1 pseudogene is annotated in these 263 nt (G+C 40.3%); it reads right to left on the bottom strand.

Going from position 1 to position 263, the window contains the following annotated elements:
* A pseudogene (locus tag AAEZ02_RS22745) lies at positions 1-263 on the bottom strand (fatty acid metabolism transcriptional regulator FadR); the annotation flags it as partial.

The raw sequence follows: 263 nt of genomic DNA, 5'->3' as shown, positions 1-263 counted from the left end.
GCGCTATCTTCTAATTCATCGCTTTGTGATAAAATTTCGATAACACGCTCTGGTGCAAGTTTTATAGCTGCACGGGTATAAATTGCGCTGATATTAGTACGTGCTGAGAGTAACTGATCGGTTAGCTCTGGCATTTTATCTTCATCTAAACGTGCCAGTGTTTCAAGAATGTTTAATCCTGACGTTTCCCAAAAATTATTAACGCGAGTGGGTTTACCATGTTGGATTGTTAACCAACCGTCTCTGGCTAATCGTTGTAACAC

The organism is Shewanella sp. T24-MNA-CIBAN-0130, assembly GCF_040310185.1.
GTDB lineage: Bacteria > Pseudomonadota > Gammaproteobacteria > Enterobacterales > Shewanellaceae > Shewanella > Shewanella psychromarinicola.
Note: the sequence above shows the minus strand (reverse complement) of the source record. Positions and strands in the feature narration are given on the sequence as shown.